The following is a 23,924-nucleotide window of genomic DNA, read 5'->3' as shown; positions in this document are numbered from 1 at the left end:
ACCCTGATTCTGGACATTGAAGCCGCCGCATCGCTCCTGCCAACGCTTCGGTAGCGGCCTAGCCCGTCCTGGACCACTCCTGTTTTTGTGTGGCAGGACCTTTCGAAACGAGGCATAACTGAGGCGGTCAGGGAGAAAAACCCTGGCGCCTCACACATGGAGACCTATGACTTCTTCCAACGCCCCTGCGCGCCCGACTCCGCGCCGAGGATTCCGACCCTGTCGCCATCCGCACCCGGACGCTGGCCGCGAAGGCAGCATGGGGCCGGGACGTGGCACGGGCTGAACACCTCGTTCTGGAACTGGAAGACGCCGCTGCCGGAAGGTCCCCGCAACGGTCTGACGAGGTTCGGTGACGCTTTTCAAAACCGCCGCACACATGGGTGTCAACGGGCCCCCCGGAGTGTTCACCCACCTCCCGGGGCCGCACCCAACTCAAGCGAGGATCACATTCCATGGCATCTCATGTGCTCACCAACGACCAACTGCTCGAATCCCGGGACATCGTCGCGCGTCTGCGTGAATTCGCCGTCCGCATCGGCGACCGCCACGGTGACGACGCGCCCGTCCTGACCGCCGGTATGGTCCAGGCCGTCCTTGATGATGAGCCGGGCAAGCTCGCCGACCTCGAAGCTGCGGCAGGCCTTTGATACCCGGACTGGACTTTGTCGCGATCGACTTCGAGCTCGCCAATCCGAAGCACTCCTCCATCTGCCAGATCGGCCTCGTGAAGGTCCGTGACGGCCAGCTTGGGAAGACACACACCCACTACGTGATGCCACCTCCCGGCCACCAGCACTTCGGAGACCGGCAGATCGCCGTGCACGGCATCACCCGCCGCATGATCGACGGCGCCGACGGCTGGGATCTCATGTTGCCCCGCCTGGCCGCCTTCGCCGGGACCTGCCGTTGGTCGCCCATAACGTCACCGCCGAGCGGTCCATGATCCGTCAGACCTCCGAGGCCGCCGGTCTGGTCCCGCCTGACTTCACCTACTACTGCACCCAACGCGCAGCCCAGCTGCACATCCCCGAACAAGGCCCGTTCCGGCTCAACGTGCTCGTCGAGAAGCTTGGCCTTCCACCCTTGCAGCACCACGACGCCGGTGAAGATGCCGCCGCAGCCGCGCACCTGGCAGTTAAGCTTTCCGAAATCACCGGGATCTCCGACGTCCATGAGCTCTTCCTATGATGAAGCCCTCACCGGCGACCAAGAAGGCGTGGAAGAAGTTCTGATGAGCGTCAATCAGCGTCGGCTGAACTTCAACACTCCACCTGCTCACAATGCACGTCAGATGGAGCTGATCGCTTGTAGGCTGCGGACAGATGGCCCCCAGCCAGCACACTGTTCCGTTGGGTCAAGGTTCCTCATCTTGAAAAGGGGCAAGAATGTCGGAGCTCGAAGAAGCAATGCGTGTTCAGGTTGCCGCGATTAGGGAGCAAAACGACCGGCGATCCGACGAAGCACGTCAATCTGAACGCAGGCTCCGTGAATTCCGGGACCTCTTGCTGTCCAAAGGGGTCCAGTCGGATCAGGCATATAGCCAGGATCTGCAACTATTATGTGGAAACAGAGCACAGGATGTTCGGCAAGTCCGTGCCTGCCCACAATCAGTACATCTTTGACTTCAAACCTGCCGCCCGTGGTTGGGTCTTATCAGACACTCTGTCTGATACGGGGTACACCGTTGGCGAGTTCCTCACGAGAACCTTATAATTCATCGCTACTCCTCCTCGACCATCCCTGTGCCCGAAAGCAAGATCCAATATCTTGGCTGACTAACCGTGATCTTTTGCCTTCGGCATACTTCCGCCCCGAGAGAGTCGTTCTTGTGTTGGGCGAGCAGCTCACGGGTGTTCATCGCTGGGGCGACAGCGCCGGTTGGTGAGATTGGCCGACATCGTCCGTCGATACTTGGCATAAGTGCTGCATCGGTAGGTAGAGCTTCGTTGGATGTGCCGCACACATATGCGGCATGACTGTACCTGCCCCCGTAACGACCACGACCGACATCAAAGTCGCGACGCCGCTTAAATCCAGCGTCCTTTTGACCCTCGGCAACCTCATCGACGCCGCGTGGCCTGGCTCGCAGCTGGTCACCAACGAGGACCCGTACACCAAGCAGGTGATCTTCCGGTCGATCACTCGGCGCGAGTGGATGTCGATGACACCGCTGCCCGCGACATGCTGGTCGAACCGGACGAGTTCGAGGTCGACATCGTGTCCTTGGGACCGGAAGGCGTCAAAACCCTGACCCCGGAGTTCATTGGCGCCAACTTCCTGCCCGTCATCAAGCAGGCTTTCGAGCAAAACCCCGAGGCGGAGAACTACCTCGAGTTCACGCTCATCGACAAGGAAGACCACCAACGGTACTTGCTGACTTTCTGCCGGTCCGCCCAGCAGACACCGCACGAGCTGCGGATGCTCGCCGAACAGGAGCTCACGGAGGCCCGGGCAAGATCCACCGCGAATATGCGGCCGCGATCTATGCCCTGCTCGGCCACCCCCGCGGCGGCCGTCCCGATAACTACGAGGACGGCGTCAAGGCTGCCCTGGATGCCGTCCGCCAGCTTGGCTTCCCCTACTCGGATGCCGAGTCCTCTGATGGCGAGGACTGATGGGCGACCAGCCCCTCGACGTCACCGACCCACCCCTGACCCGCAGGGAACTACGACGCCGGGAAGAAGTCGCCCGCGCCCCCCAGCCCGCCCCGGAAGCCATCCCGGAGCAGCCGCCGCCACCGGCTCCAATACCTGCCGCAGCGCCCTTCCCGGGGCCGCGCAGCTCGCCTTCGGGCCGTGTCCCGCAATGGGCGATCGACGAGGCAGCCGGCCGTCCAGTGCAGGACACGGCATGGCGCTCACCTTCGCGGCCTTTGTACGACTGGCAGGCTACCCGGGACGTCCCTGCAGCCGCAGCTTACGTACCGCCGGCTGTCCGCCGCCGGTCCCCGGCCAAACGGTTCTTCCGCGCCCTTGGGCGGGCCATCGGCGACTTCTTCGGAGGCCTCTGGAACCTGATCAAGTTCCTGATACTGAGCGCCATCTTCACAGCGGCCATCTGGAATGCCCTCACCTATTTGGCCCCCGATTCACCTCAGAAACCGGAAGGCTCCTGCCTCCCACGGCATCAGCAGCCCGGCACTCAACCCTGTCGCGCCACCCTACTCCGGCGCCAAGCCCCAAGGGGCCGGGTCCGCCGACGGGAAAGCTCCTCCGTCCGGGGTCGAAGAATCAGACCACCACCTCGGCACCCCTGCCCCCGTACCCGGAAGCAGCAACTCCTACGCATTCATGGGCAAAGGCACCGACCAGCCCTTCATTCCTATGACCGTGTCGCCCCATCCACTATGTCGTGCGGCCAACGAACGCACCGGCTGACAGCGCCAAGATCATCGCCGAAGCCGTCTCCTCCGTCTCCCGGGCCACCGGCTTCGTATTCATCAACGACGGGCCAACCGACGAAGCACCGTCAACGGACCGTCCCGCTTACCAGCCGCAACGCTATGGAAACCGCTGGGCACCGGTCTTGTTCGCCTGGGAAACCCAAGCAGAGCAACCCATGTTCACCGATAACCTCATCCTGGTCCAAAACCACCCTGGGCCTGGGCGGCAGCATGGCTGTCACCGTTGACGGGAAAGACGCAGCCTACGTCACCGGCAGGTCAGGCTCAACGCGCCGCCCTGGGCACCATGTCGTACGGTACTGACGGGTACGCCACAGTCGCCGCCGCAGTCCAAGCACGAGCTTGGCCACGTGGTCGGTCTGGACCATGTGGCGGATCCGACCCAGCTCATGGCGCCTTCGATGTCAGGACAGGTTCACGACTTCGGCTCCGGCGATCTCACCGGACTGGCCATGCTCGGCAACGGCAAGTGCCGCCCCAACGTCTGACCCGTCCGGGCAGGAAGATCTAGAACGCCGCACACATGATCCGGCGACACACCACGTCCATCTGAAAGCACTCCATGACAACCTTCCTCATCGTCGCCTGATCGGCGCCGCCTTCTGGTCGTCTCGACCTTGATCGGCGACCTGCTCGGAGCCTTCAACATCGGTGACGGCCTCATCTCGGGAGCCTCCGTCGGAGCCGGGCTGACCTTCTTTCGGCATCCCCGGCTACCTCGTGCTGAGCTCCGGAGGGTCCCTCTGGCTGGCCCTTGCCGCCGGGATCGTGCTCGCTGCCGCCGCCATGCTCATGATCCGCACCATCACCCGTCGACTGGCCGCCTCATCAGAGCCTGCTACCTACGACCTGATTGGCCTGGCGGGTATCACCACCGAAGCCACCACCGCCACTTACGGCGAAGTGAAACTTTCCCACCCCCGCGAGATCAACAAACGACTCGCGTTCAGCACCGACCCCTTGCCCGCCGGGTGTCCGTCGTCGTGACGGAAACCCTTGGTTCGAAGGTCAAGGTCGCACCCACCACAACAGAAAGGCTTCTCCGAATGAGCTTTGGCCTCAACACCACAGTGATCGCAGTGGTCACCATCCTGGTCGCCTTCGTGGCGATGGGCGGCTTCATCGCCAGCCGCCTGCGTACCGTCCCGTCCAACGAGGTCCTCATCGTCGTAGGTAAGGGACTCGGGGGCAAGTCAGGCTCCGCTGCGGGTACTGCAGCCCAGGACCAGGTCTACTTCTCCGGCCGCGCCCTCGTGCTCCCCGTCCTGCAGAAGGCTTTCACCCTGAGCCTGAAGCAGCGCCAGGTGCCCCTGAACGTCACCGGCCAGGACAAGAACTTCATTAAGGTCAACGTCGTGGCGTCGATCAATTTCAAGTTCGCCGACTCGGAAGAGGACGTGCGCAAGGCTGCTCAGCGATTCCTCACCCACTCGGACGCAGAGCTCCACCATTCGATCCAGCAATCGGTCGAAGGCTCCCTGCGTTCCATCGTGGGCTCCATGACGATCGAAGACATCAACTCAAACCGTTGCACAGTTCCAGAACGAGGTCCTTTCCTCGGCCAAGGCTGAACTGGCCGACCAGGGCATCCACATCGACGTCCTGAACATCTCCGACATCCAGACCCCGGGCTCGACCTACCTGGAAGACCTGGCCAAGCCGGAAGCGGCCCGCGTCCGCCAGATCGCCGCAGTGAAGGAGTCCGAGGCCCGCCAGGCCAGCGAGTTCGCCCGCATTCAGACGGAGACGAACGTCGCCGAGAAGGACAAGGACCTCAAGATCAAGGTCGCCGGGTTCCAGGCCGAAACCGACCGCCAGCAGGCTGTCGCCGACGCCGCCGGCCAGCTCTCCAAGGCCGAGCAGGACGTGAGCGTCGCCAAGCTGGAACGTGAAGCACTGACTGAGCGTGCCCTCGTGGAAGCCGAACGACTCGACATCACCCAGAAGAAGCCGGCCGACGCCGCCGCCTACGCGGCCCGTGTGAAGGCTGAGGGTGAGCGTGACGCGGCGAAGGCCAAGGCGAAGGTGAGGCGTACCAGAAGACCACTATGGCCAGGGCGTCTAAGGAAGCCACCGTGCTGGAGGCGACCGGTAAGGCCGAGTCCGTGAAGCTGGAAGCCAACGCCGACGCCGAAGCGACGTCCGTGAAGGGCCTCTCCGAGGCGAAGTCGATCGAGGCAGTCGGCGCCGCCAAGGCCTCCGCAGCCGAAGCCCGCGCCAAGGCCCTCAACGGCTACGACAGCAACGCCCTGACTTTCGAACTGGCCGCACGCTTGCCCGAGATCGTCCGCGCCGCAGCCGAGCCGATGTCCAACATCGACAATTACACTGTGATCTCCACCGACGGTGCCTCCGATGCGACCAGCAAGTCGGCAACGTCATCACGGAACTGCCGGCCTTGATTAAGTCCGCCACCGGTATCGACATCATGTCTGTCGTCGCCGCATGGCCGGTGGCAAGGTGGCCGCGGGCCACTCCATCGAAGCCTCCGCTCCGGCTTCCGCGAAGGAGGACGCCCTGGTCGGCTAATCGCCCTCCGGTTGAAGCCCCCTCCACTTTCGGCGGGGCCTTCTTTGCGTCCGCGGGGAGAGGAAGCCCGGGCACCGCACACATGAGAGAGCATGAGCACACTAACCGACACCTTCATGCACCGCCGCCCGGTCCGACACCGCATCACAGTCCTGGACACCGACACCGACATCCACTATTTCTCCCACACCACTGACAACTACCCGGACTCAACGGCATGTACCGCCGCCAGCGCAAGGACTACACCCGGACAACATCGTGTTGCGCGGCTCCTACTTCATCGAAGAACTCGATGAAGACGGCGACCGCGAGGGCCGCTTCTACGTGCTGACCCCGAAGAGTTCAGGGAACAGTTCACCGAGCACGAAGACCCGTACTTCGAATACGGCGTTCAGTTCGTTCCGCGGCCCCGGGACATCGTCTCCCACGGCGGGGACCTCAAGAATGCCCGCGAAGCCCTGAAAGCCATGCCAGTCCTGGCCGAGTCAGGGGAGTACGCCATCGTCCGGCGCCTCGTCACGGAACCCGGACCCTGGGAACGATTCGATTAACAACGAGATAGGTCCGGTGCCACACTAGTGTGGTACCGGACCCGGTACTACCGTTTTTCCTGTTGCGCTCAGCGGTTGCACTGCCAGGTATACATGCCGTTGCCGTGGAAGCCCACGGCTGAGTCCGATACCAGGGCGTCGGGTATTGCTGCCGGCAGGCGAGGTTCATCTGGATTTGGACCAGGCCGTATGAGGTCCCGCACCGCCATCCGTCCCAGCTGTCATCGATGTTCACGGCCTGGGCTGGGTGCCCCTGTGCCGCTCCAAACGTTTCTGGCGCAGTAAGCGGCGATGTTAACGCCCCCCGATCGGTGCGGCTTGCGCGGGTACTGCTGCGAACAATGTTGCGGCAGCAGCAAGAGCTGTCACCGCCAGTGTGCTTGCGATTCGACCTCGGATGGGCATGGCTGTCTCCTTCGATTGATTGATCGTTTAGGTTTGGCCACCGGCAGCCCCAGTCATCCCGCAGGTAGGAGTGCAAAATAGCAGAGGCCTCAGTGCGTAGTCCACAACCACTTCTAAGCCGAGCAGGGGACAGGCTCATGCCGCACACATTGCTGGCATGAAAAGAGTCCCGGCCTACATCACCGTCCGCGAGGACCACACCACCATCATCAACAACCACCCGGAGGGGTTCCCCGTGGACGGGGATGCTCCAACAGCAACGTTACGCTCCAACAACGCGCTGCGGCGCTCATCGCTTCCGACCCGGGTCTGCTTGCCGCAGCCCGGGCCTGGCTGGGTTCCCCGTTGCACACGAACCATCCGCTCGCACCGGAACAAGTGGCCACACACATTGCCCGGCTGTACTGCGGAGGTGCGCCGCGGTTCATCACCTTCGCCCCGTCACTCCAGAAAGCCCTGGTCGCTCATGATCACCAAATTCCGCAAATACCGGCCCAAGATCGCCGCCGACGGGTCAAACCGCTGACCTTCACCGAATGGATCCTGGGCCGCATCGCCGGCAACCTCGAGGTCCGGGCAGCCACCATGGCGCAGAAACGAGGAGACTACGTCTCGCTGAACCACGCCCTGCTGAGCATCTGGGCCGGAACCAAAGCAAAGGCGGCCACCTCGCAGCCGAACTCTCACCTCCGGAACTGAACCGCGCCATCAAAGAAGGCCGGCTCCTGCTTGTCCTTGACCAGTAGGTCCAGGAACTAAAACAGACAGGATCAGGATGTCCGATACCCCGGCGTCACGGTCCGTGCGGTCAGCGGGGAGGCTTATTCCGTCGACCGCACACATGACGGGGGTAACAGCAACCATGCAAGGAGCTCGCTATGAAGGTAGCCATCATCCCGGCAGACAACACCAAGCCGATCATCGTTCAGAACATCGACCCGGTCTGGGGAGCCTCCAGCACCTCGTCGGCGGCGACGTCGAACTCGTCGGGCTTCGAAGCCTCGACATGAACATGTACCTCAATGAGGAAGGCAAGCTCATGAGCCTGCCCCGCAACCACCGGGCGACAGTGCTCTGCCAGCAGTCCCAGGCAATCCGCATCGATGACTACATTTGCGGAGACGCCGTCATCGTCGGCCCCTTCGAGGAGAAGGCGGGACACCGACCTCAGCGACGTCCAGCAGCGCCTGCTGTATCGGTTCGATGCTCAATTGCTCGATTTGCACGAAGGAAAGTAAACGATGGCGTTCGACGGGGCACTGGCAGCAGTCCAAATGTCCGTCATCAATCAGCACCATGGCACCTGCCTGTCTGCCGTCGCGAGGCATCCACGTCCAGACAGCTGACCCACACCCAATGCGAAGAGAACACCCGATGAATACACACCTGTACCGAAACATCCCGGCCGGGCAGAAGATCTGATAGCAAGGTTGACCGAACGCTATGCCGGACAAAGGATCCGGTTCCACACCGGTTTGTCGGATCCGTCCCCGTTCAGGCCAGCGGACGAATCGGACGCCTCTTCTTTTACTTCCGTTTCCGCGGCGACACCGCTTCACTGACGCTCGGCTCGGCGGACCACCGAAGCGCTGCCAGCAGGCTAAACACGCGCGCCGGAAGGCCCTGAGGAAGCTCCGTCGCGGAGTTGCTGTTGACTGGTTCGGTGGCTTCATGCTTCAGCAGGACCTCCGCAGGGACACTGCTCTGGACCGTCACCCGTCAGAGCCGTCTGGTACGCGGTCCGCAACGACGTCACCGGCGAACGCTACGCAGGCGATCTTGAGCCCGAGGAGGCAGCCGAAACTGTTCATCGACATGATGTCCACACTGCAGCCGGCCGGCCGGAACCCCGGTGGCACAGCTCGCCAAGCTGGCCGGGGCCCGTGGACACCGCCAATGCCGGATCACCGCGTAGTCATCCGCAAGGCTCGGCAGTAGAACCGAAATAGTCCCTGCGGATATTCATCCTAGGATTCCGAAACAACGGATAAATACCTCGTAGCATTGGTCAGAAAATTCAAGTCAAAGGATATGATTCGCGTGAGACCAACGCACAAGGGGACGCGTTTTGACTTCCATTTCTGCCACAACCAGGCCAGTTTCTGTCGGTGCTCGGACAAACATGGCCAGCGTGAATACGACAACACTCGCTTCGATTTGTCTTGCCGGCGTGGGCCTCAGCGCGGTCGTTGCAACATTGACCGGTAACCCGATGTTTGCCCTGGTCGGTGGTGGCACCTCTGTTATTGCATTGCTGCTCATCGCCGCGCTTGTCCCATCGGGGCAGCCGACAAAACCAATCGACGGGTCAAAGACAAACACCCTTGCCGTGATAGCCCTGGTGGCTGCGTGCATGACCGGCCTGGCTGCTGCTGCCATCATCTTTGGCCATGTTGCCCGGGATCAGATCAGCCGCGAAGGCGGACGTGGGGACAAACTTGCCCTCGCCGCCCTCATCGTGGGTTATAGCGAAGTGGCGCTTTCGGCTTTCACCGCCATGTGGCTTGTCACCTTCCTCCGATTTCACTAATTCTCCGGCAGGAATCTAGACGTTAGCGGGCTCCATCGCTTGACCATTTTCTGTTTGAAGGCCATGCCGTCTAATCGGGGCGAGATTCTTTGGGGTCCGCACACATAAACGGCATGACAAATGCACGAGAAGAAGCACAGGACCCGGCCACGACTCCGAGCGCCTCCACGAACTCATCAACCTGGTCGGAGACCGCGGCAACATCGACTCCGACGCTGGCTGGTGCCGCGAATACGTAGCCGCCAACCCAGCGCCTCACTGGAGACCCTGATCGAGCTGGCCGGCGACAAGAACGACTTCATGTCGCGCCTGAACGCCGCTAAAAACCCCGTCCTGGACGACAGAACCCTGTGGCTGCTGATCGACGACCCCAACGACATGGTCGCCAACGCAGCCCGGGAACGCCTGAACCTGGCCCCGAAACCCCGACCCAACACCATCGCCCGCGGCGTCCACATCCCGCGGATCGACCCGAAAACAGGACGGGTGATCAAGCCGTGAGCGGCGGATCGTTCAACTACGCCTGCGAGTTCGGCACCCTGAAAGACCTGTGGGTCGAGAAGAGCGGAATCGAGGGTATCGCCGACGCCCTCCGGGAACGCGGCCACGACGCAGCCGCGGTCGAAACTGAAGCTCTCCTGTCCGAACTGGCCGTCTTCGAGGACTACATCCGGCCCGCGCCGAACGACTTCGCGGCGTCTGGAAAGCGACGGAATGGGTTGTCTCCGGCGACTGGTCGGATGCCGATCTCACCGCCGACGTCGACAGCCTCGAGTCCGCACCGCCGTTCGCAGACACCCTGCGTATCGAAACTGCCACCGGAAGGATCGTGAAGTAATGCCCCGCGCTTATGACCTGATCGGCGACGTCACCGAACCCGCCGAAATCTTCCCGCGCCTCGGCGCCTGGAGGCGATGGTGACGAACCTTCGGGAACGCGGACTGCACGACGCCGCCGACGAGACTGCCGAACTCCTGGCAGAAGCCCGGGCCTTCGAGGCCGCCATGCAGGCACGGTCCTGCCGGCTGCGCCGGCTCTGGAAGGCCGTCGAAACTGCGTCAGAGTCTGTTCTGGTTCCTGCGGCCGCCACCCGAAACATCACCGCCGCGGCCCTGGACTACCGGGCCGTCAGGGAGCAGGGCACCCGCAAAGATTCCATGAAGCCAGAGAGCCGCCCATGAAAGCGCTGACCTGGCGTCCCTGCGCGCCAGGGCCGCCGAGAATGCCACCGGCGCCGTCTCCGTTGACGGCGCACTCCTGTTGGAGTTGCTGTCCCACATCGACGAACTCCGCACACGATCTGCGCAACATCGACGAATTCATTGACCGGAGCGAGCTCGAAGAAGAGAGCTACAGCGCCACCGTCTGGGCCTGGAACAACATCGTGGCCGAATTCCGGGAAGTGCCGCGGCTCAGCGGCAGCGACCTCGAGGTCATCCCAGCACCTCTGATCGAGCGCCTGGACATCGCCGAGCGCAGGATTGCGGCCGCGAGAGGACTGGCGCAGCGTGCCATCAACCGCTACAACCACCAGACCATGATCAAAGCCCGGACCGTGATCGACCTGCTCGACGGGACGACCACTACTGAGCAGTTGAACGCCTGAGCACCCGGACGTCCCGGAACCCGCCGGAGAGCTTTCGACCCGTGCCCCACACATAGGGGGCATGGAACCGTACCGCGTCATCACCGACTTCAACGACTTCATCTGGCTGCCCATCAACTCGATCGTCTGCCCGTCGGCCAGCCCAGCCGCGCCTACCGAAAGGCCTGGACAATATCTTCACCACCTTCGAGTCGCCGCTGGAGACCGAGGAACGTGAGGCCTGGCAGATCCTGACCATGCACTGCACCGGGACAAGCCCGAGGTCTGGGTGCTGTGGGACGCCGGCGCGAAGAAAGATGCGCTGCCCAAGCAGGGCGCCTTCATCACGGTGGTTCCGTCACGGTCCCCGCGGCGGAAAGCCCACATTGGCATCGGCTACGCCAAGTCGGCGATCACCGGCCAGCTCTACAGCGGCATGGCCAAGGAGGATATGTCGATCTTGCAGTTGGACCCGGCACCAGCCAGTACGTCACCCTGCACGACATCCCCAAGGGGACCCTCAAATCCCAGCTGCCCTGGTAGCGGAAGAAGCCATGGAACCGTACCGTATCGTCCGCTCGGAGGCGGAGCTTGACGCTGTCGCCATCGACTCTCTCGTCTGCCCGGCCTACTTCCTGGGATCCATTTACGAGAAGTCCGCCACGAACGAGTGGGTCGAGCCTGGATCCGACGAGACCTATTCGACGGCCGCAGTGTGGGAGGTCATGACCGGCTCCTACGAGACGCTGATCCTGGACGAGGACCGCGAAGTGTGGGTCCTCATCGACGCCGCCGCTCCCAAACTGCAGCGTCCGCCTCGCCCGGAGACATCCCCGGACTACGCGACACGGGTCCAGCTCCGCACCAACGAAATCATGACCCACCACAGCCTCGAGGAAGCACGGCTGGCCATCGAGGCCGCTGTGGGCGACGGGGTCACGATCGGACACACAACATTTGGAAGCGGTCCAGGGACGCACATTATTTCCGTCCTTCCGTCTACATCGAACCGGGGACGGCGGTCTCTGATTTCCCGTGGAGGAAGGCGGGATGATCGGCAAGGCGGCCGGCACTGGCGGCTTGGTCTTGATCTAACGGGCGGGCCGGCAAACTGTAGCGAAAATCACCATCGGGAAAACCCCGGATGTAACCTTTCGGACGCTTTATCAACGCATGTTTATTGGTATGACCCCGCGCTCCGAACACCGCTACTTCCTGTCCAGTCACGGGGTGGTTTTCGAGGCGTTTTGGCCGCGGCCGGCACGTTCGGGGCTCGACTGGGTTCGTGCGGGCCTTTACAACCTGTTCTTCGACGGTCCAACCCTGGGAGCCCCGAACACGCAGTCGACCCTGACGCGCTGTCCGCGGCGATCGGGCATGTTGAGGAACAGGACGTTGAGGCAGCGACGAGGGCGTTCATCAAGCTGGGCTACGTCGTCAACGTGCACGAACACTCCCTGCAGTGAGGGAAGGGTGGCCTGCCGCACACATGGCAGCCATGCCTGAGATTAAACTGAAACCGGTGACCCCCGGCAAGCTGAACAAACCCGCCTGGTACCGCACCCATGTCGCGGAACTCGGCCCGGATCACAAGGCGGGCGAAGGCTCGGCCTCCCTGGTGACCGCCGACCTCTACCTGGACGGCGAGCTCATCGGCTCCGTCACGGGAACACTCAAAGCCAACAGCGCCGTCCGCGAATGGATCCCGGACCGAATCGGCGCCGGCATCAAACAGCACGGCACTGCCCGTTTCAACGCCGTCGACGCGCTGGTGCGCACCCATCTGACCGACATGCAGCAGCACCCATCGCGCACCTGGCCGCCGCCTAGGGCTACATGCGCGGCAAGCGTCGACTATCTGCCGCCCTGCCCGCCGGGGAGCTCTTCGGTGCTTTCCGCACACATGAGGCCCATAGACCCCGACCCTTCCCGGAGGACCTCATGAGCACTAAGATTCCCAACGGCTTCCGCCTCGCCGAAGGCACCGACCTGGCCGCGTTCACGGACCGCGTCCGCAGCGTCATCGACCCGCTCCGCGATCAGGAAGACGTCAAGCTGCTTGCCATCGAGACGGCCAAGTTCGTGACGCCTCCTGGCTGGCCGGAGACCCGGTCCTGCCCCGCGCCGCCGACACCGTCTACACCCAATGGGCTGACGCGCAGTCCAAGATGAGCGTCTACGACTACGACCACGACCTGAACCGCTTCGAACTCAGCATCGGCACCGACCCCGGCACCGGTCGCGTCATGGTGATCGCCCGCGCCGAAAACCACACCCTGATGGACGCCTTCGAGGGCATGGCTGACGTCGAAGAGTACGGTTACTGGAACCACACTGACTCTTACCCGGAGGGCGTCACCCGCGCCGACTGGGAAGTCCGCAAGACCGCCTGGGACCGGATGCTGCCCGTCTCGGCAAACCGTCCGACACGATGGAGACCTGGATCCTGCGGGACACCGTCGAAGTCCGCGAGGAACTGCGCAGTGACACCGCCCGCCTCATTGCCTTGGCCCCGTCACGGGCGGACCGCGCCACGTTCCCCGGCAAGGACGCCTACGCCGCTTACCTGCGCAGCCGCGGCATCGAGGTCATGAAAGCCGTCCGCTTCGTCGCTTTCGGCCGGGGCGTGAGCGTCCAGCCCGTCATCGACACCCTCGCCACATTCCTCGCGCCCTGACCGCAGAGTTGCTCACCGAAGGCTCCGGCGGCGCTGTCATCGACCCTGGCTACAAGGATGCCCTCGAAGCGACCTTCGCCGCCCTGTACGAGCAGGACAAAGACGCCCTGGCGGAGGACCACTGATGAGCACGAAGATCCATAACGGCTACCGGCTCGCCGAGGGCACCAACGTTTTCGCCTTCATCCGCCGCGTCCGCGCCGCCCTGGATCCGGTCCGTGACCGCGTTGACGGCGCCCTGCTGGCCAGGCTCTTCACCAATGCCGTGGACAGCTGCTGGCTCCGGGGCGAGACCGTCCCGCCGAGGCTTGCTTTCACCGCGTTCAACAAATGGGAGGACGAGCAGAAGAAACTCGCGGACACCGCCCGGATGAAGGACCCGAACCGGTTCGAGATGTGCCTCGGAGAAGACCCTGAGACCGGCCGCATCCTGGTCCGGCTCTACACCGAACGGACCGCCATGCGGGACGCCTTCGAAGCGATGGGCGAGGTGGAGCCCTACTCGTACTGGAACAACTACGACGCCCCCGCAGCGCTCACGGAAGACCAGTGGGAGGAACGCCGGTCCGCGTGGGAGCGCGTCATGCCCGACTACGCCCCGCCGGCGGAGACCATGCTCACCTTCGTGCTGCGCACCGACGCCAACCCGGGGACCCTCATGCTCTGTAGCATGGACGGCGGCGCCGAGGACCCGGTCCTGGGCAGGATCCCCGACCGGGCCGAAAGCATCGTCCGCACCCGCTACCTCCACCAACTCGTGACCGTCAACGGCATCGACGTCATCCCGGCGTTCCGGCACGTCGGATCCGAACGCATCGGCACCATGCTGGCCGGCCTCGCCGCCATGATCGTTGATCCCCACCTCTGGGAGATCACCCGCGAGCTGCTGCTCGAAGGCGACCCCGCGCGCACCGCGGACCCCGGGGCCCTGGTGTCCTCCAGGCAGCCTGCGAATCCCTCTACGAGGCAGAGAAGGCCACCCTGCCCGTCCCCGCCGGCGCCTGACCCGGCCCGTCAACGCATGTGTATGGATATGAGCCCCGGAAAGCACCACAGCTACCACCTGACTGAGCGCCAGAGCATCATCGAGCTGACCTGGCCCAGACCACCCAAACAGCCGAAAGCCACCCGAAAGGCAGGAAGCTGCGCCTGCTCCACTGCAGACCGGACCCCGGCTCCCCGGAAAGCTGCGTCAACCCGGAAGACTTCAGCGCCGCCGTCAAAATCCTGGACCAGCAGGACGTCGAATTGGCGATCTCCGCGTTCACCGGACTGGGCTACGAAGTCACCATCAGGACACTGCGATGAAGACCGGTGGCTACGCCGCGCACCTCGCGTCGCTGAAGGCACCGACGACCCGCCTGTCCCGGTGGCGCCCGCTGATCACTTGCGGCTCTTCGGGACAACCGCCGATGTCGTGCTCGCCCACCGGGAAAAGATCACCGCGGGCGTCCCCGGCTGCACCTGCGGAAGTCGTACCCGACAGACTCCCACAGCTACTGCGCGGTTCTGCACGCCCAGCACGTCGCCATCGAGGCAGTCACCCACGTCCTTGACGCGGCTGTTGCTGCCATCCGGGCTGACCTTGACGCATACGAGCGGGACCCGGAAGCGGTGGAGCGCTGGCAGTCATGACAGTGCGGCTGCGATCAATGCAATCAACAAGATGGCCGCCGCGAAACCGGCAGGACCCGAACGAAAGAGACCACCATCGCATGAGCACACCCATGGACACGGCGCCCGACCTGCGTTCCGGCATCAACGCCATCACATTCTTCGCGTTCACTATGTTCTGCATTCGGCTCTGGTTCAGCATCGACCCGCAGCCCGGACCAATGACCCAGGCCATCAAAGAGGCCGGCGAGGAGCGGATGAGCGCCTACTTTGTCGTCGCCGGCGTCATGCTATTCGGGCTGTTCGCCCTGCTGCGCTACATCATCGGAGCTGCCCTGAACGGGCTGGCAGCCCAGACCGGGGGACTGGCAGCCTGGCTCTGTGTCGGCGTTTTGGTCCTGCTAGCCGCCGCCGTACTGACCCCTTACACGGCCCCTATCCTCGGCGTTGCCGTGCTGTCCGCGATGGGTGCCAACTGGTCCGTGGAAGCGGCCCGGCTCCGGCGCGCTGCGAAGTGAAGGTTAGGAAAGCCCCAGCTCCGGCAGACCGTCCACGATCCGGTTGGTCTCCAGGCTCAACGTTACGATCCGGCCGATCAGGTCGATGATGTAGCGCGGCTGCCTGTGCTCCCGGGACCAGTCATTGGGGTCATTGACGATTCCGGACGCCTTATCCGTCTTGACCTGTACCGCTCGATGATCCAGTCCACGCCGAGCGGGAGCCCAGCATGTAGCGCTGGGCGTCTTCGGGATGCCTCCAATGTGATGTGGGAGTTGTAGATGATGCGCGTCTTGTCCCACGCTCCCGCCTTGCCGGCGTATTTCATCTTCGTCACCGCGTAGCGGCGTAGTCGTCCTTATCGACGGAAAGCCCGGTGACTACTTCGGTGAGCGGATACGGTTCAGGGCTTCGTATCCGATGTGCATCTCAGAAAGCTTCCTGCCGCGTCCACGAAGGCCCAGAAGCGGTCGACGCCGGGAACCTGAGGAATCCGGGGGAGCATCTTCTTCAGGTCAGCAGCAAATTAGTTTTGTACTCGTCGGAGTGCAGGATCCCGTAGACATAGAAAAAGATGTCGTCCTTTGTGACCTCGGCCCGTAGGCGGCGTGGTATTCGAGCAAGGCGGCATCCGTGATGTTATCGATACGCTGCTTCCATCCTGCGTCCGCGCCTAACTCGTCCAGCAGGCCACCACTGGTCGGGGTCGGATACCTGTAGCGTGCGAAGAAGTAGCCCTGGCCGGAACCCCAAAAAGAGAGATCGGGTATCTGATCCACAGCAAGGCTAGAGAACGGTTTGTCGTTGCCGACTCCAACAACGTAGAAGCCATGATTCTTGATCCCTAGGGAAGGAAAGAAACGTGGTTGTTGCGCCCGCTCGTGATTCATCAGGGGTGCAAAGTAGACATGTTGCTTGAAGAACGGCCTATAGGCAGCCTTTCTTTCGGCAGCTCTTGAGTAACCCACCTGGTCGCCTTTGCGGAGAGCATTTCGTAGGCTGCGTGCCCAGCTGATGCGAGTGGGATCGGTTGAAACGAAGGATTCAACCGGGGTAGGGGAACCTGCGGCAAGATAGCGCTCCACTTCAGCGTTATAATGCCCCATCATCCGCTTCACGTTGCTGGACAGCACTTCCTCGGACGAGCTGTAAACCCAAGCGTCCCGGTTAGTTTGCAGCCCCGCTGAGTAGACATCGAAAATTGAAGACCCGTACTTGCTGCCGAGAGGCGTGCAGGCTTCAAAAGCAGTGTTCCGATGGTTGATCCAGTCGCCGTCTGGAGTAGGCGAGATGAGCTCCCACTCGATCTCGCCGAGTTGCCCCGAGTTAACGACGGCGAGCTTTTCTTTCCTATCGATGTAATCGCCGATGTCCCGGTAGTGAAGGATGCTCTTCTCGACGGCGCCGGGCCGTTTGACAAGCATAAGAATTGCGACTGTGTTCCGGCTGCCGGAGTCGAAGATCTTCCCGCCCTCGCGTCGACTTTGCTCCCCTGCTGTACGTTGATTTCCGCGAAGGTTGTAGACGTATATGTCGTGGAATTCGGAGGTTAGTGTTTTCCGGAGCCCGTCGGCGGTGTTGCCATCGATGTAGCCGCCGTTGGAGACATAGCAGAGCACACCCCGTCGGGGGATTTCAGGATCCGATTGGAGCCCCACCTTATGGCCCGGATGTAGGAGTCGTAGAGGGAATTCTTGTTGGTCGCCGTGGAAAGCTCTGCATAGGTACTTCGGATCGAACCATCGAGTGTCTCGTATTTGAGGTTGGCGTTGTTGTCGTTGCCGCTGGTCTGGCCGACCGAATAGGGCGGTTTCCGATGATGACCCGGATGTCTAGCGCATTCTGGGCTACGACACGGTCATTGTTGGTAGTGAAGACGAAGTCGTCCAGCGTATCGCCGTCCTCGGTCATCTGGAATGTGTCGGTCAAAACGATGCCGTCGAACGGAAGGTACTCCACGTCAGCTGGCGACAGGCCGAAGGCTGATGCTTGGTCTTCCAAAAGCCCATGGAGGGTGGCTTCGATGTTGATCGCGGCGATGTAGTAGCCATGAGGAGTAGCTCGTTGGCGTGCAGCTCGGACGTATATTTGCGGAGGAGTCCTCTGGTTTGATGCGCCCCGACTGGAGCAGGCGCACGATGAAGGTGCGGTGCCGGTGAACGGTCGAGCACGTGCACACCCTCGTCGCTGATGGACGCGCCGAAGTCCTTGCCAGGACGTCGTCGACGGCGCGGATGATGAAGTCCACGACCTCGACAGGGGTGTAGACGATGCCGAGGGATTCAGCGGTGCGGGGAAGGCGAGCTTGAAGAACTTCTCGTAAAGCTCGGTGACGATCTTCTGTTTGCCTTCGCGTTGGTGATGCCTTCGGCGCGTACCCGGACGGAACGGTAGAAGGATTCGAGGTTGGCGACCTCGGAGTCCAGGTTGTACTTCTCCAGGATGTCGACCATGGAGTCCATGACCTGGAGACGGGGTTGTTGGCAGCGAAGGAGTAGCCCTCGAACAGAGCCTCAAACACCGGCTTGGTGATCAGGTGCTGGGAGAGCATGTCGATCGCGTCCGACTCGGTGATCGAGTCGTTCAGGTTCCCCGCAGTCCCTGCAGGAAGACGGTGAATTCTTCCCTGGGGCGTTGGTCTTCGCCGTCCAGGATGGTCCGGATCCGCAGTACGTGCCGGTCCGCGATCTCTTTGACGTCCTTGGCCCAGGATTCCCAGTAGCGGCGGTCCCCGACCTTGCGGACCATCCGAGCGAAGATGGCGTTGCGCCACTGATCGGCGCCGGCCATGTGGAAGAGGGCCTCGGCGCCGTCCCGGAGGTTTTCTGGCTATCGGTGCCTGATCCGTCGCCGTCCCCGAACGGGTCAGCGATCGTGATGACGTCAATCTTGTCGTTGGCATTCCGGTTCAGCTCGAGCTTGTTGATCATCGCTTCGAACCGGTCATCGTGCGCGCGGAGCGCCTGCAGACGTCCCAGACGACCTTGTACTTCTTGTTGTCGTTCAGGGCCGTCTCGGGGTCCTGGCTGGCCGGAACGGCGATGGGCAGGATGATGTAGCCGTACTCTTTGCCCTCGGCTTTGCGCATCACCCGGCCGACGGACTGGACGACGTCGACCTGGGAGTTGCGGGGATTCAGGAACAGGACCGCGTCCAAGGACGGAACATCAACCCCCTCGGAGAGACAGCGGGCATTCGAGAGGATCCGGCAGGTCTCGTCGCCGGCATCCTCTGCCTTGAGCCAGTCCAGCTTCGCCGAGCGCTCCAGGACGTTGAACGTGCCGTCCACATGGCCTGCTTCCAACTTCAACGCAGGTGCCTCGGTGTCGCCCTGGTTGACCAGGAGCTGCGGCCGACGAGTTCGAAGTCGGCGGCGAGCTTCTTGGATTCCTTGATGTTCCGGGCGAAGGCGACGGCCCGGTGCATCGGGGAGCCATCGGTGATCTCCAGCCTTTCGCCGTTGACCCCACGCTTGGAGAGACCGTTCCAGCAGCCGACGATCCGGGCCGCGTCATCCAGGTTCAGGTCACCGTTTTCTTCGAACAGGCCTTGGAAGGACTTGCTGACCGCTTCCTCATTCACAGCCAGACCAGGACCTTGTAGTCGAAAGGTGACCCATCTCCACGGCTTTGCCGAAACCGAGGTGGTGGAATTCCGGACCGTAGACAGCCTCGTCGTCCATGGAGTAGACGGTGACGTCGTCCTGGGCTGCTTTCGCCTTGGATTCCTGGACGTAGATCCGGGGCGTGGCCGTCATGTAGAGCCGCTTGCCGGACTCGATGTAGGTGTTGTCATGGACCCTGACGAACGCCGAGTCGTCATGGCTGGCTTCGGTGATGCCTGTGGTGCGGTGGGCCTCGTCGCAGACGATGAGGTCGAATTCCTGCAACCCGTCCTTCTGCGCCTGGGCGATCACGTCGATCGACTGATAGGTGGAGAACACGACGGTGATAGCTTCCTGGCCGGTGCTGATCCTGGCCCGGTTCAGGAGTTTCGCGGATCCGTGGTGGCCGGGAATGCCAGGTCGTGGACGCTGACATCCTCGTGTTCCCGGCGGCCGACTTTCGTGTCGGAGCAAACGGCCAGTGCCCGCAGCGGAACGGTCGCCTGGGCGGTCCACTCATTCAGGGTCTGCTGGAGCAACGCGATAGAGGGGACCAGGAACAGCACGGAACCACCAATGGGGACGAGCTCCTCGACCATCTTCAGGGAGGTGTACGTCTTGCCGGTGCCGCAGGCCATGATCAGCCGGCCGCGGTCGCTGACCTCGAAGCCGCGTTTCACGTCATCGATGGCCTGGCGCTGATACTTGCGGGGCTCTTTTTGCCCGAGCTGGCGCATCTCCTCGGGGGCGTCCACGCTGAACTCGGACCAGTCGATGGTCGAATCTGCCAGATCCGCGAAACGCAGCCGTGTCATCGGCTTGGACTGTCCCTCCAACGCGTCCTCAGCGTGCTTGGACCATTTGTCTGTCGTTGAGACCACCATGCCGTAGGAGAAGTCAGTCTTGCCGACGGCGGTGAAGAAGGAGTCGATCTGCTTCTTGTCCAGGGTCCGGGCCGGGTCGTAGAACTTGCACTGGATCCCGGTCAGCTCGCCGGTATAGCGGTCCCGCGCGACCAGGTCAATGCCGGTGTCGACGTGACCGTTGCGGTCCGGCCATTCATTCCAGAGCCAGACTTCGGAGAACTGGTCGGCGTACTTGGGTTCGAGCTCGAGATAGCGCTTCATGAGGTGTTCGAACTTGGTGCCCTTATCGTGCTGGTCGGTCGCCGAGAAATAAAGGCGGTCGAGGACATCTTCGAAACTTGCTGAACCCATGAAGGTATCTTGCCTCATGTCCCAGAGCGGCGAGGAATCCGCCACGGAGGCCGGAAGCGGCGTCGGGGATGCCGCACACATTGACTCCATGACTACTGATACTTTGACGAAGCCGATCAGCAAGCTGGCTGAACAGCTGAACGCACACCTGGAAACCCAGACGACCGAACGGGCCCTGACACTGATTGACCGCTGCGACCGTTGCAGCCAGCTTGCCCAGTCATCCTTTGTCTTCACCATCCCGGCCGACCTCACGGCACGGGAAAGACCGAGACGGACGTTCTGCTGTGTGGACACCACACACGCCAGCACCTGCCTGCGCTGCTCGCAAAGTCTCCTGTGTCGTACTGGTTGAACCGCAGGAACTGTTGAGTATCCGCGGCGTCAAGGTGGAAGCGAAGATGACCGCCAGGACCGGCGACGGACTCACCGGCGCTTAGTCCTCCAGCAGTCGTTGGCGCCGGGCAATGACCAGTGCCTCCTCCACGAGGAAGCTTCCAGTTTTTTGAGAATGGACCGCCGCTGGGACTTCACCGTGTTGACCGAGACGTTCAAGGCGCCGGCCACTTCATTCGCCGATCCGTGAAGCGAGAAGGCATTCAGGACTACCAGTTCCCTCGGCGTGAGGGACGCCGTTTCAGCCCTGTCCGGGAGGACCCCGAACGGTGCGGGGATCTCGGCTCGTCGGCCTGGACGTACCGGGCCAGGACGTCCAGGTCTTCCTGTGGCAGCAAAGCACCGTCATCGTCAGCCCATATTCAACCATCAGGGCCGCCGCCGCGTGTGAGTTGTCCCGGGCCGCTTCGGCGTCATTGAGCCTGCCCAGCGCAGCCGCGCGCAGCAGCAACCGGTGAACCTCAAGCCGTGGACCGAGGTCGTCGATTCCGGTCAGCTTCATCGTTTGGCCGGGTCGCCCAAGTACAGGGCTATGCGCGCCTGCATGAGCAGGACCCGCGGGTCCGGCCTGCTGTACTTGCTGAGCACGGCATCGGCTTTCTGCGGCTGCCGGGCAATCAGATACATCGTCGCCCGCAACCGGTCCAGATCAATCTGTCCGGAGTCGTTCAAGGGAGCCTTGTGCGCCCGGCGGATTCTGGCTTCAAGCGAGGCGGGGCCCGTGATGACACCGGTGCGATGAAGATCCAACAGGGTCCGGAATCCGACTATTTGAGGCCAGAACTCCGACACCTGCATCTCGCTGGTGATCAGGTCCATGTATTCGGATGCCTCTGTATAGCTCTGCCGGTCCATGCCTCGCGGACCTGGCCAGCCGGTATGTCGTCGCCCAGTAGCCATCCAACATGCCCGGAGGCCAGCGCGCTTCGTTCAACCAGGCCAGGTGCATCCTGGCTTCCTTGCAGCGGCCTGCCGAGGCCAAGGCGAAGGCAAGCAGCCCGGTGGTGAGGAATGTGGAGGGCCCGGTTGCTGCCCGCCGGCTCGCGTCCAGAGATTTGCAAAGAAGATCGGCCGCGGCATCGAATTGCTGGTCGTGGATGTGGGCGATGGCGGCCTGGTCATAGAGTGTCGGCTCCAGGCGCTGAGCCGTTCCTTCAGCTCCCATGGACTCTGCTCAAAGCCTTCGACGGCACGTTTCGCGTATTTCAATGCGGGTTCGAGTTTGCCGGCGAAACGCAGCGCGGCGCTCTCCAGTGTCAGCATCCAGATGCGCTGGCCGGCATCCATGGAGTGCTTGTACATGCCCGCGAAAACAACCGCGAGACCGAAGTACTCCAGCGCCTTCACCCTCCCGTAGACGTAGCGTTGTGGCACAGCGCCAACGCCATGATCAGCGCCGGTGCTTCCGCAGCCGGAGATCGGCAGCGCACCGAGGATGTCCCGGACGGTTTTCGCCTGTGAGAGAAGGAGCGCGATGTGGTGATCGCAGGCGATCTTGGAAGCGAGGTCCAGATCACTGATGGCTATTGCCTGGCGCAGCGCATTCGCGGCGTTGCCGACAGCGAGATCGTGCTCGATGACAATCCGGGTGAGCCGGTCAATGTCCCGCGGGTCCATCGCTTTCAATGATTTCAGGAGTAAAACCCTGACCGCGGCGGTGTATTCGAAGCGCTGGTGGTCCGCGTACTGGAACCACATTCCGAGGCCCTGGTCTTCCAAGTCATTCAGAACATTCGTGACGCTCTCTGAGCCGCTCAGCTTGACCGCAAGATCCGGGGTGAACGATTCCGGGATGGAGGTTCTGACCATGAACTCTTTGGTTGCCTGTCCCAGGCTGGACTTGTCCAAGGACAAATTCAGGAAGTCTGAGACGGCGGTCTCGACGGATGCGGTGAGGTTGCTCTGTCCGGATCTCGCATGCACGGTTTCCACCGCACGGGTCAGCAGCGGGTGCCCTGCCGTGGCGGCGTGCACTTCCACTGGATCCATCGTGAATCCGCGGACCGCCAGAACCTCCCGTGTCTCCTCGACGCTCAACTGTAGAGGGACCGCCCCGATGAAGGCCGTGTCCAGGGCAAAGCAATGGAGGGTGTTTCCAAGATGGAGCGGGTCCGCGTGGCCACAACAGCCTTCAAATGGTGCACCGCTGCAGCACCCAGACCATGTCTTCAATGAGCTCATCGTCCTGCACCAGATCGAGCCGGTCGACGACAATAGTGGTCTGGGGGATGAACGGCACGAAACGGCGAAGCACGGCGCGGGTATCAGCGCCGGCGAGCAGCGCCTCAGCGCATTCGGAAATCAACTCGTGATGGATTCGTCCACCCTGAGAGCGGTGCCGAGGATCATTTTCCCGCCAGAATGACACACGGTCCGCGTACCGCTCATCCAGGGACACCCAGGAGATATAGCCGGTGGTGGCGCCCGAGGCGGCCCAGTCGGCAAGGGCCACGGTCTTTCCGGCGCCGGAGGGCGCGCGCACGACAATCAGGTCGTGGTCTTTCAGGAGATCGGCGATGAGTTTGGTAATGCGTGGACGGGAGACCACCGTCCTGGGAACTCTTGGTAAGCCGAAGACCGGAGAGGCTGGAGCCTCAGCGGCTGACATCATGCAGTGCGCCCCCTATGATCTGTCCGCGGGCCCCCGCCCAAGAAGTCTGATTTGTTATTCTCAGGCACACTTTACAGGCAGTACAAGAACGTCAAACGAGGAGCGTTTCGTCCGTATATCAGTGGTGCGAATCGACCCAGTCGGCCAAGGTCGGGTAGACGGGGAGTCCAGGTGCAGCTCTGTGCGGTTGTAGAGGCCGAACCGTTCACCGATTCGCATCATCTGGTTGGGCTTGCCTCAAGTTCGAGGACGATCAGGGCACCTGCACAGTGCATTGAAGCCCCGGTCAGCTCCCCGGCGC

Annotated in this window: 31 protein-coding genes and 3 pseudogenes; 23 read left to right on the top strand and 11 right to left on the bottom strand. The window is 62.5% G+C overall.

Annotated elements, in window-relative coordinates:
- Positions 1-455 precede the first annotated feature (455 nt).
- From ACFPLC_RS47540 to ACFPLC_RS47440, 21 genes and pseudogenes are all read left to right on the top strand, one after another.
- The gene (locus tag ACFPLC_RS47540; RefSeq protein WP_345044421.1) at positions 456-650 is read left to right on the top strand and encodes a hypothetical protein; all 195 of its coding nucleotides are present in this window, start codon (positions 456-458) and stop codon (positions 648-650) included.
- A 125-nt stretch (positions 651-775) separates the two neighbouring features.
- Positions 776-946: a 3'-5' exonuclease family protein gene (locus ACFPLC_RS47535; protein ID WP_378236406.1), complete on the top strand. Its 171-nt coding sequence runs from the start codon at positions 776-778 to the stop codon at positions 944-946.
- Positions 943-1,191, top strand: coding sequence for a 3'-5' exonuclease family protein (locus ACFPLC_RS47530; RefSeq protein ID WP_378236405.1), 249 nt, complete (start codon positions 943-945; stop codon positions 1,189-1,191). The genes ACFPLC_RS47535 and ACFPLC_RS47530 overlap by 4 nt, the downstream gene beginning before the upstream one ends.
- Before the next feature lie 784 nt (positions 1,192-1,975).
- Positions 1,976-2,254: a hypothetical protein gene (locus ACFPLC_RS47525; RefSeq protein WP_378236404.1), complete on the top strand. Its 279-nt coding sequence runs from the start codon at positions 1,976-1,978 to the stop codon at positions 2,252-2,254.
- Positions 2,255-3,705: 1,451 nt separating this feature from the next.
- A complete protein-coding gene (locus tag ACFPLC_RS47520; RefSeq protein ID WP_378236408.1) occupies positions 3,706-3,894 on the top strand; it encodes a matrixin family metalloprotease in 189 nt (62 codons plus the stop codon).
- A 280-nt stretch (positions 3,895-4,174) separates the two neighbouring features.
- Positions 4,175-4,393: a hypothetical protein gene (locus ACFPLC_RS47515; RefSeq protein WP_378236402.1), complete on the top strand. Its 219-nt coding sequence runs from the start codon at positions 4,175-4,177 to the stop codon at positions 4,391-4,393.
- A complete protein-coding gene (locus ACFPLC_RS47510; protein ID WP_378236401.1) occupies positions 4,390-4,977 on the top strand; it encodes an SPFH domain-containing protein in 588 nt (195 codons plus the stop codon). Before ACFPLC_RS47515 ends, ACFPLC_RS47510 begins: the two co-directional genes overlap by 4 nt.
- Position 4,978: 1 nt before the next feature.
- A pseudogene (locus ACFPLC_RS47505) lies at positions 4,979-5,056 on the top strand (hypothetical protein); the annotation flags it as partial.
- A 42-nt stretch (positions 5,057-5,098) separates the two neighbouring features.
- Positions 5,099-5,515, top strand: coding sequence for a flotillin family protein (locus ACFPLC_RS47500; protein ID WP_378236400.1), 417 nt, complete (start codon positions 5,099-5,101; stop codon positions 5,513-5,515).
- Entirely contained in the window at positions 5,482-5,808 is a 327-nt protein-coding gene (locus ACFPLC_RS47495; protein WP_378236399.1) for a flotillin domain-containing protein, read from the top strand. The genes ACFPLC_RS47500 and ACFPLC_RS47495 overlap by 34 nt, the downstream gene beginning before the upstream one ends.
- Before the next feature lie 1,428 nt (positions 5,809-7,236).
- Complete coding sequence (locus tag ACFPLC_RS47490; protein WP_378236398.1) at positions 7,237-7,590, top strand: hypothetical protein; 354 nt, start codon at positions 7,237-7,239, stop codon at positions 7,588-7,590.
- A gap of 76 nt (positions 7,591-7,666) precedes the next feature.
- Positions 7,667-8,269: a DUF3846 domain-containing protein gene (locus tag ACFPLC_RS47485; protein WP_378236397.1), complete on the top strand. Its 603-nt coding sequence runs from the start codon at positions 7,667-7,669 to the stop codon at positions 8,267-8,269.
- A 744-nt stretch (positions 8,270-9,013) separates the two neighbouring features.
- A complete protein-coding gene (locus tag ACFPLC_RS47480; protein WP_378236396.1) occupies positions 9,014-9,421 on the top strand; it encodes a DUF4190 domain-containing protein in 408 nt (135 codons plus the stop codon).
- Positions 9,422-9,643: 222 nt separating this feature from the next.
- Positions 9,644-9,922 (top strand): hypothetical protein, encoded by a 279-nt coding sequence (locus tag ACFPLC_RS47475; RefSeq protein WP_378236395.1) that lies wholly within the window; start codon positions 9,644-9,646, stop codon positions 9,920-9,922.
- Positions 9,919-10,254 carry a hypothetical protein gene (locus tag ACFPLC_RS47470; RefSeq protein WP_345044495.1) on the top strand — a complete coding sequence of 112 codons (336 nt, stop codon included), beginning with the start codon at positions 9,919-9,921 and terminating at the stop codon, positions 10,252-10,254. Before ACFPLC_RS47475 ends, ACFPLC_RS47470 begins: the two co-directional genes overlap by 4 nt.
- Before the next feature lie 84 nt (positions 10,255-10,338).
- Complete coding sequence (locus tag ACFPLC_RS47465) at positions 10,339-10,602, top strand: hypothetical protein (RefSeq protein WP_378236394.1); 264 nt, start codon at positions 10,339-10,341, stop codon at positions 10,600-10,602.
- The gene (locus ACFPLC_RS47460; RefSeq protein ID WP_378236393.1) at positions 10,599-11,027 is read left to right on the top strand and encodes a hypothetical protein; all 429 of its coding nucleotides are present in this window, start codon (positions 10,599-10,601) and stop codon (positions 11,025-11,027) included. Before ACFPLC_RS47465 ends, ACFPLC_RS47460 begins: the two co-directional genes overlap by 4 nt.
- 533 nt (positions 11,028-11,560) lie before the next feature.
- Entirely contained in the window at positions 11,561-12,472 is a 912-nt protein-coding gene (locus ACFPLC_RS47455; protein WP_378236392.1) for a hypothetical protein, read from the top strand.
- A 56-nt stretch (positions 12,473-12,528) separates the two neighbouring features.
- A complete protein-coding gene (locus tag ACFPLC_RS47450) occupies positions 12,529-12,951 on the top strand; it encodes a hypothetical protein (protein WP_378236390.1) in 423 nt (140 codons plus the stop codon).
- Positions 12,948-13,178 (top strand): hypothetical protein, encoded by a 231-nt coding sequence (locus tag ACFPLC_RS47445; RefSeq protein ID WP_378236389.1) that lies wholly within the window; start codon positions 12,948-12,950, stop codon positions 13,176-13,178. The genes ACFPLC_RS47450 and ACFPLC_RS47445 overlap by 4 nt, the downstream gene beginning before the upstream one ends.
- Positions 13,179-13,437: 259 nt before the next feature.
- Positions 13,438-13,683, top strand: coding sequence for a hypothetical protein (locus ACFPLC_RS47440; RefSeq protein WP_378236388.1), 246 nt, complete (start codon positions 13,438-13,440; stop codon positions 13,681-13,683).
- Positions 13,684-13,830: 147 nt separating this feature from the next.
- Here ACFPLC_RS47440 and ACFPLC_RS47435 read toward each other — a convergent pair whose 3' ends face one another.
- The gene (locus tag ACFPLC_RS47435) at positions 13,831-14,001 is read right to left on the bottom strand and encodes a hypothetical protein (RefSeq protein ID WP_378236387.1); all 171 of its coding nucleotides are present in this window, start codon (positions 13,999-14,001) and stop codon (positions 13,831-13,833) included.
- 1,397 nt (positions 14,002-15,398) lie between these two features.
- Here ACFPLC_RS47435 and ACFPLC_RS47430 point away from each other — a divergent pair.
- Positions 15,399-15,815, top strand: coding sequence for a hypothetical protein (locus ACFPLC_RS47430; protein ID WP_345044538.1), 417 nt, complete (start codon positions 15,399-15,401; stop codon positions 15,813-15,815).
- A 490-nt stretch (positions 15,816-16,305) separates the two neighbouring features.
- Here the strand turns inward: ACFPLC_RS47430 and ACFPLC_RS47425 are convergent.
- The 6 genes and pseudogenes from ACFPLC_RS47425 to ACFPLC_RS47400 form a co-directional block, all read right to left on the bottom strand.
- Positions 16,306-17,219, bottom strand: a pseudogene (locus ACFPLC_RS47425) (type ISP restriction/modification enzyme).
- Between the two features lie 858 nt (positions 17,220-18,077).
- Positions 18,078-18,543, bottom strand: a pseudogene (locus tag ACFPLC_RS47420) (hypothetical protein).
- A gap of 178 nt (positions 18,544-18,721) precedes the next feature.
- Positions 18,722-19,105, bottom strand: coding sequence for a helicase-related protein (locus ACFPLC_RS47415; RefSeq protein WP_378236385.1), 384 nt, complete (start codon positions 19,103-19,105; stop codon positions 18,722-18,724).
- Positions 19,102-19,377, bottom strand: a complete 276-nt coding sequence (locus ACFPLC_RS47410; protein WP_378236383.1) for a hypothetical protein — start codon at positions 19,375-19,377, stop codon at positions 19,102-19,104. Before ACFPLC_RS47410 ends, ACFPLC_RS47415 begins: the two co-directional genes overlap by 4 nt.
- Entirely contained in the window at positions 19,370-19,738 is a 369-nt protein-coding gene (locus ACFPLC_RS47405; RefSeq protein WP_378236381.1) for a DEAD/DEAH box helicase family protein, read from the bottom strand. The genes ACFPLC_RS47410 and ACFPLC_RS47405 overlap by 8 nt, the downstream gene beginning before the upstream one ends.
- 41 nt (positions 19,739-19,779) lie before the next feature.
- Positions 19,780-20,616 (bottom strand): restriction endonuclease, encoded by an 837-nt coding sequence (locus ACFPLC_RS47400; protein ID WP_378236379.1) that lies wholly within the window; start codon positions 20,614-20,616, stop codon positions 19,780-19,782.
- A gap of 16 nt (positions 20,617-20,632) precedes the next feature.
- Between ACFPLC_RS47400 and ACFPLC_RS47395 the strand changes: the two genes are divergently transcribed.
- On the top strand, positions 20,633-20,971 hold the full coding sequence (locus tag ACFPLC_RS47395; RefSeq protein ID WP_378236377.1) for a hypothetical protein: 339 nt from the start codon (positions 20,633-20,635) through the stop codon (positions 20,969-20,971).
- Positions 20,972-21,042: 71 nt separating this feature from the next.
- Here ACFPLC_RS47395 and ACFPLC_RS47390 read toward each other — a convergent pair whose 3' ends face one another.
- From ACFPLC_RS47390 to ACFPLC_RS47375, 4 genes are all read right to left on the bottom strand, one after another.
- Positions 21,043-21,291 carry a response regulator transcription factor gene (locus ACFPLC_RS47390; protein ID WP_378236407.1) on the bottom strand — a complete coding sequence of 83 codons (249 nt, stop codon included), beginning with the start codon at positions 21,289-21,291 and terminating at the stop codon, positions 21,043-21,045.
- Between the two features lie 219 nt (positions 21,292-21,510).
- Positions 21,511-21,867 (bottom strand): hypothetical protein, encoded by a 357-nt coding sequence (locus tag ACFPLC_RS47385; RefSeq protein WP_378236375.1) that lies wholly within the window; start codon positions 21,865-21,867, stop codon positions 21,511-21,513.
- 75 nt (positions 21,868-21,942) lie between these two features.
- The gene (locus ACFPLC_RS47380) at positions 21,943-23,001 is read right to left on the bottom strand and encodes a winged helix-turn-helix domain-containing protein (RefSeq protein ID WP_378236374.1); all 1,059 of its coding nucleotides are present in this window, start codon (positions 22,999-23,001) and stop codon (positions 21,943-21,945) included.
- 142 nt (positions 23,002-23,143) lie between these two features.
- A complete protein-coding gene (locus ACFPLC_RS47375; RefSeq protein WP_378236373.1) occupies positions 23,144-23,560 on the bottom strand; it encodes a hypothetical protein in 417 nt (138 codons plus the stop codon).
- Positions 23,561-23,924 lie beyond the last annotated feature (364 nt).

This window comes from Amycolatopsis plumensis, assembly GCF_042652605.1.
Lineage (GTDB): Bacteria > Actinomycetota > Actinomycetes > Mycobacteriales > Pseudonocardiaceae > Amycolatopsis > Amycolatopsis plumensis.
This window is presented reverse-complemented; position numbering and strand designations above follow the sequence as displayed.

Bases quoted from the DNA above. Each gene is read 5' to 3' on its own strand.
- ACFPLC_RS47530 (WP_378236405.1), top strand. From the start codon at position 943: ATGATCCGTCAGACCTCCGAGGCCGCCGGTCTGGTCCCGCCTGACTTC.
- ACFPLC_RS47400 (WP_378236379.1), bottom strand. From the start codon at position 20,616: ATGGGTTCAGCAAGTTTCGAAGATGTCCTCGACCGCCTTTATTTCTCG.
- ACFPLC_RS47455 (WP_378236392.1), top strand. From the start codon at position 11,561: ATGGAACCGTACCGTATCGTCCGCTCGGAGGCGGAGCTTGACGCTGTC.
- ACFPLC_RS47385 (WP_378236375.1), bottom strand. From the start codon at position 21,867: ATGGACCGGCAGAGCTATACAGAGGCATCCGAATACATGGACCTGATC.
- ACFPLC_RS47480 (WP_378236396.1), top strand. From the start codon at position 9,014: ATGGCCAGCGTGAATACGACAACACTCGCTTCGATTTGTCTTGCCGGC.
- ACFPLC_RS47380 (WP_378236374.1), bottom strand. From the start codon at position 23,001: ATGGATCCAGTGGAAGTGCACGCCGCCACGGCAGGGCACCCGCTGCTG.
- ACFPLC_RS47525 (WP_378236404.1), top strand. From the start codon at position 1,976: ATGACTGTACCTGCCCCCGTAACGACCACGACCGACATCAAAGTCGCG.
- ACFPLC_RS47535 (WP_378236406.1), top strand. From the start codon at position 776: ATGCCACCTCCCGGCCACCAGCACTTCGGAGACCGGCAGATCGCCGTG.
- ACFPLC_RS47440 (WP_378236388.1), top strand. From the start codon at position 13,438: ATGGAGACCTGGATCCTGCGGGACACCGTCGAAGTCCGCGAGGAACTG.
- ACFPLC_RS47445 (WP_378236389.1), top strand. From the start codon at position 12,948: ATGAGCACTAAGATTCCCAACGGCTTCCGCCTCGCCGAAGGCACCGAC.
- ACFPLC_RS47485 (WP_378236397.1), top strand. From the start codon at position 7,667: ATGTCCGATACCCCGGCGTCACGGTCCGTGCGGTCAGCGGGGAGGCTT.
- ACFPLC_RS47430 (WP_345044538.1), top strand. From the start codon at position 15,399: ATGAGCACACCCATGGACACGGCGCCCGACCTGCGTTCCGGCATCAAC.
- ACFPLC_RS47395 (WP_378236377.1), top strand. From the start codon at position 20,633: ATGTCCCAGAGCGGCGAGGAATCCGCCACGGAGGCCGGAAGCGGCGTC.
- ACFPLC_RS47540 (WP_345044421.1), top strand. From the start codon at position 456: ATGGCATCTCATGTGCTCACCAACGACCAACTGCTCGAATCCCGGGAC.
- ACFPLC_RS47460 (WP_378236393.1), top strand. From the start codon at position 10,599: ATGAAAGCGCTGACCTGGCGTCCCTGCGCGCCAGGGCCGCCGAGAATG.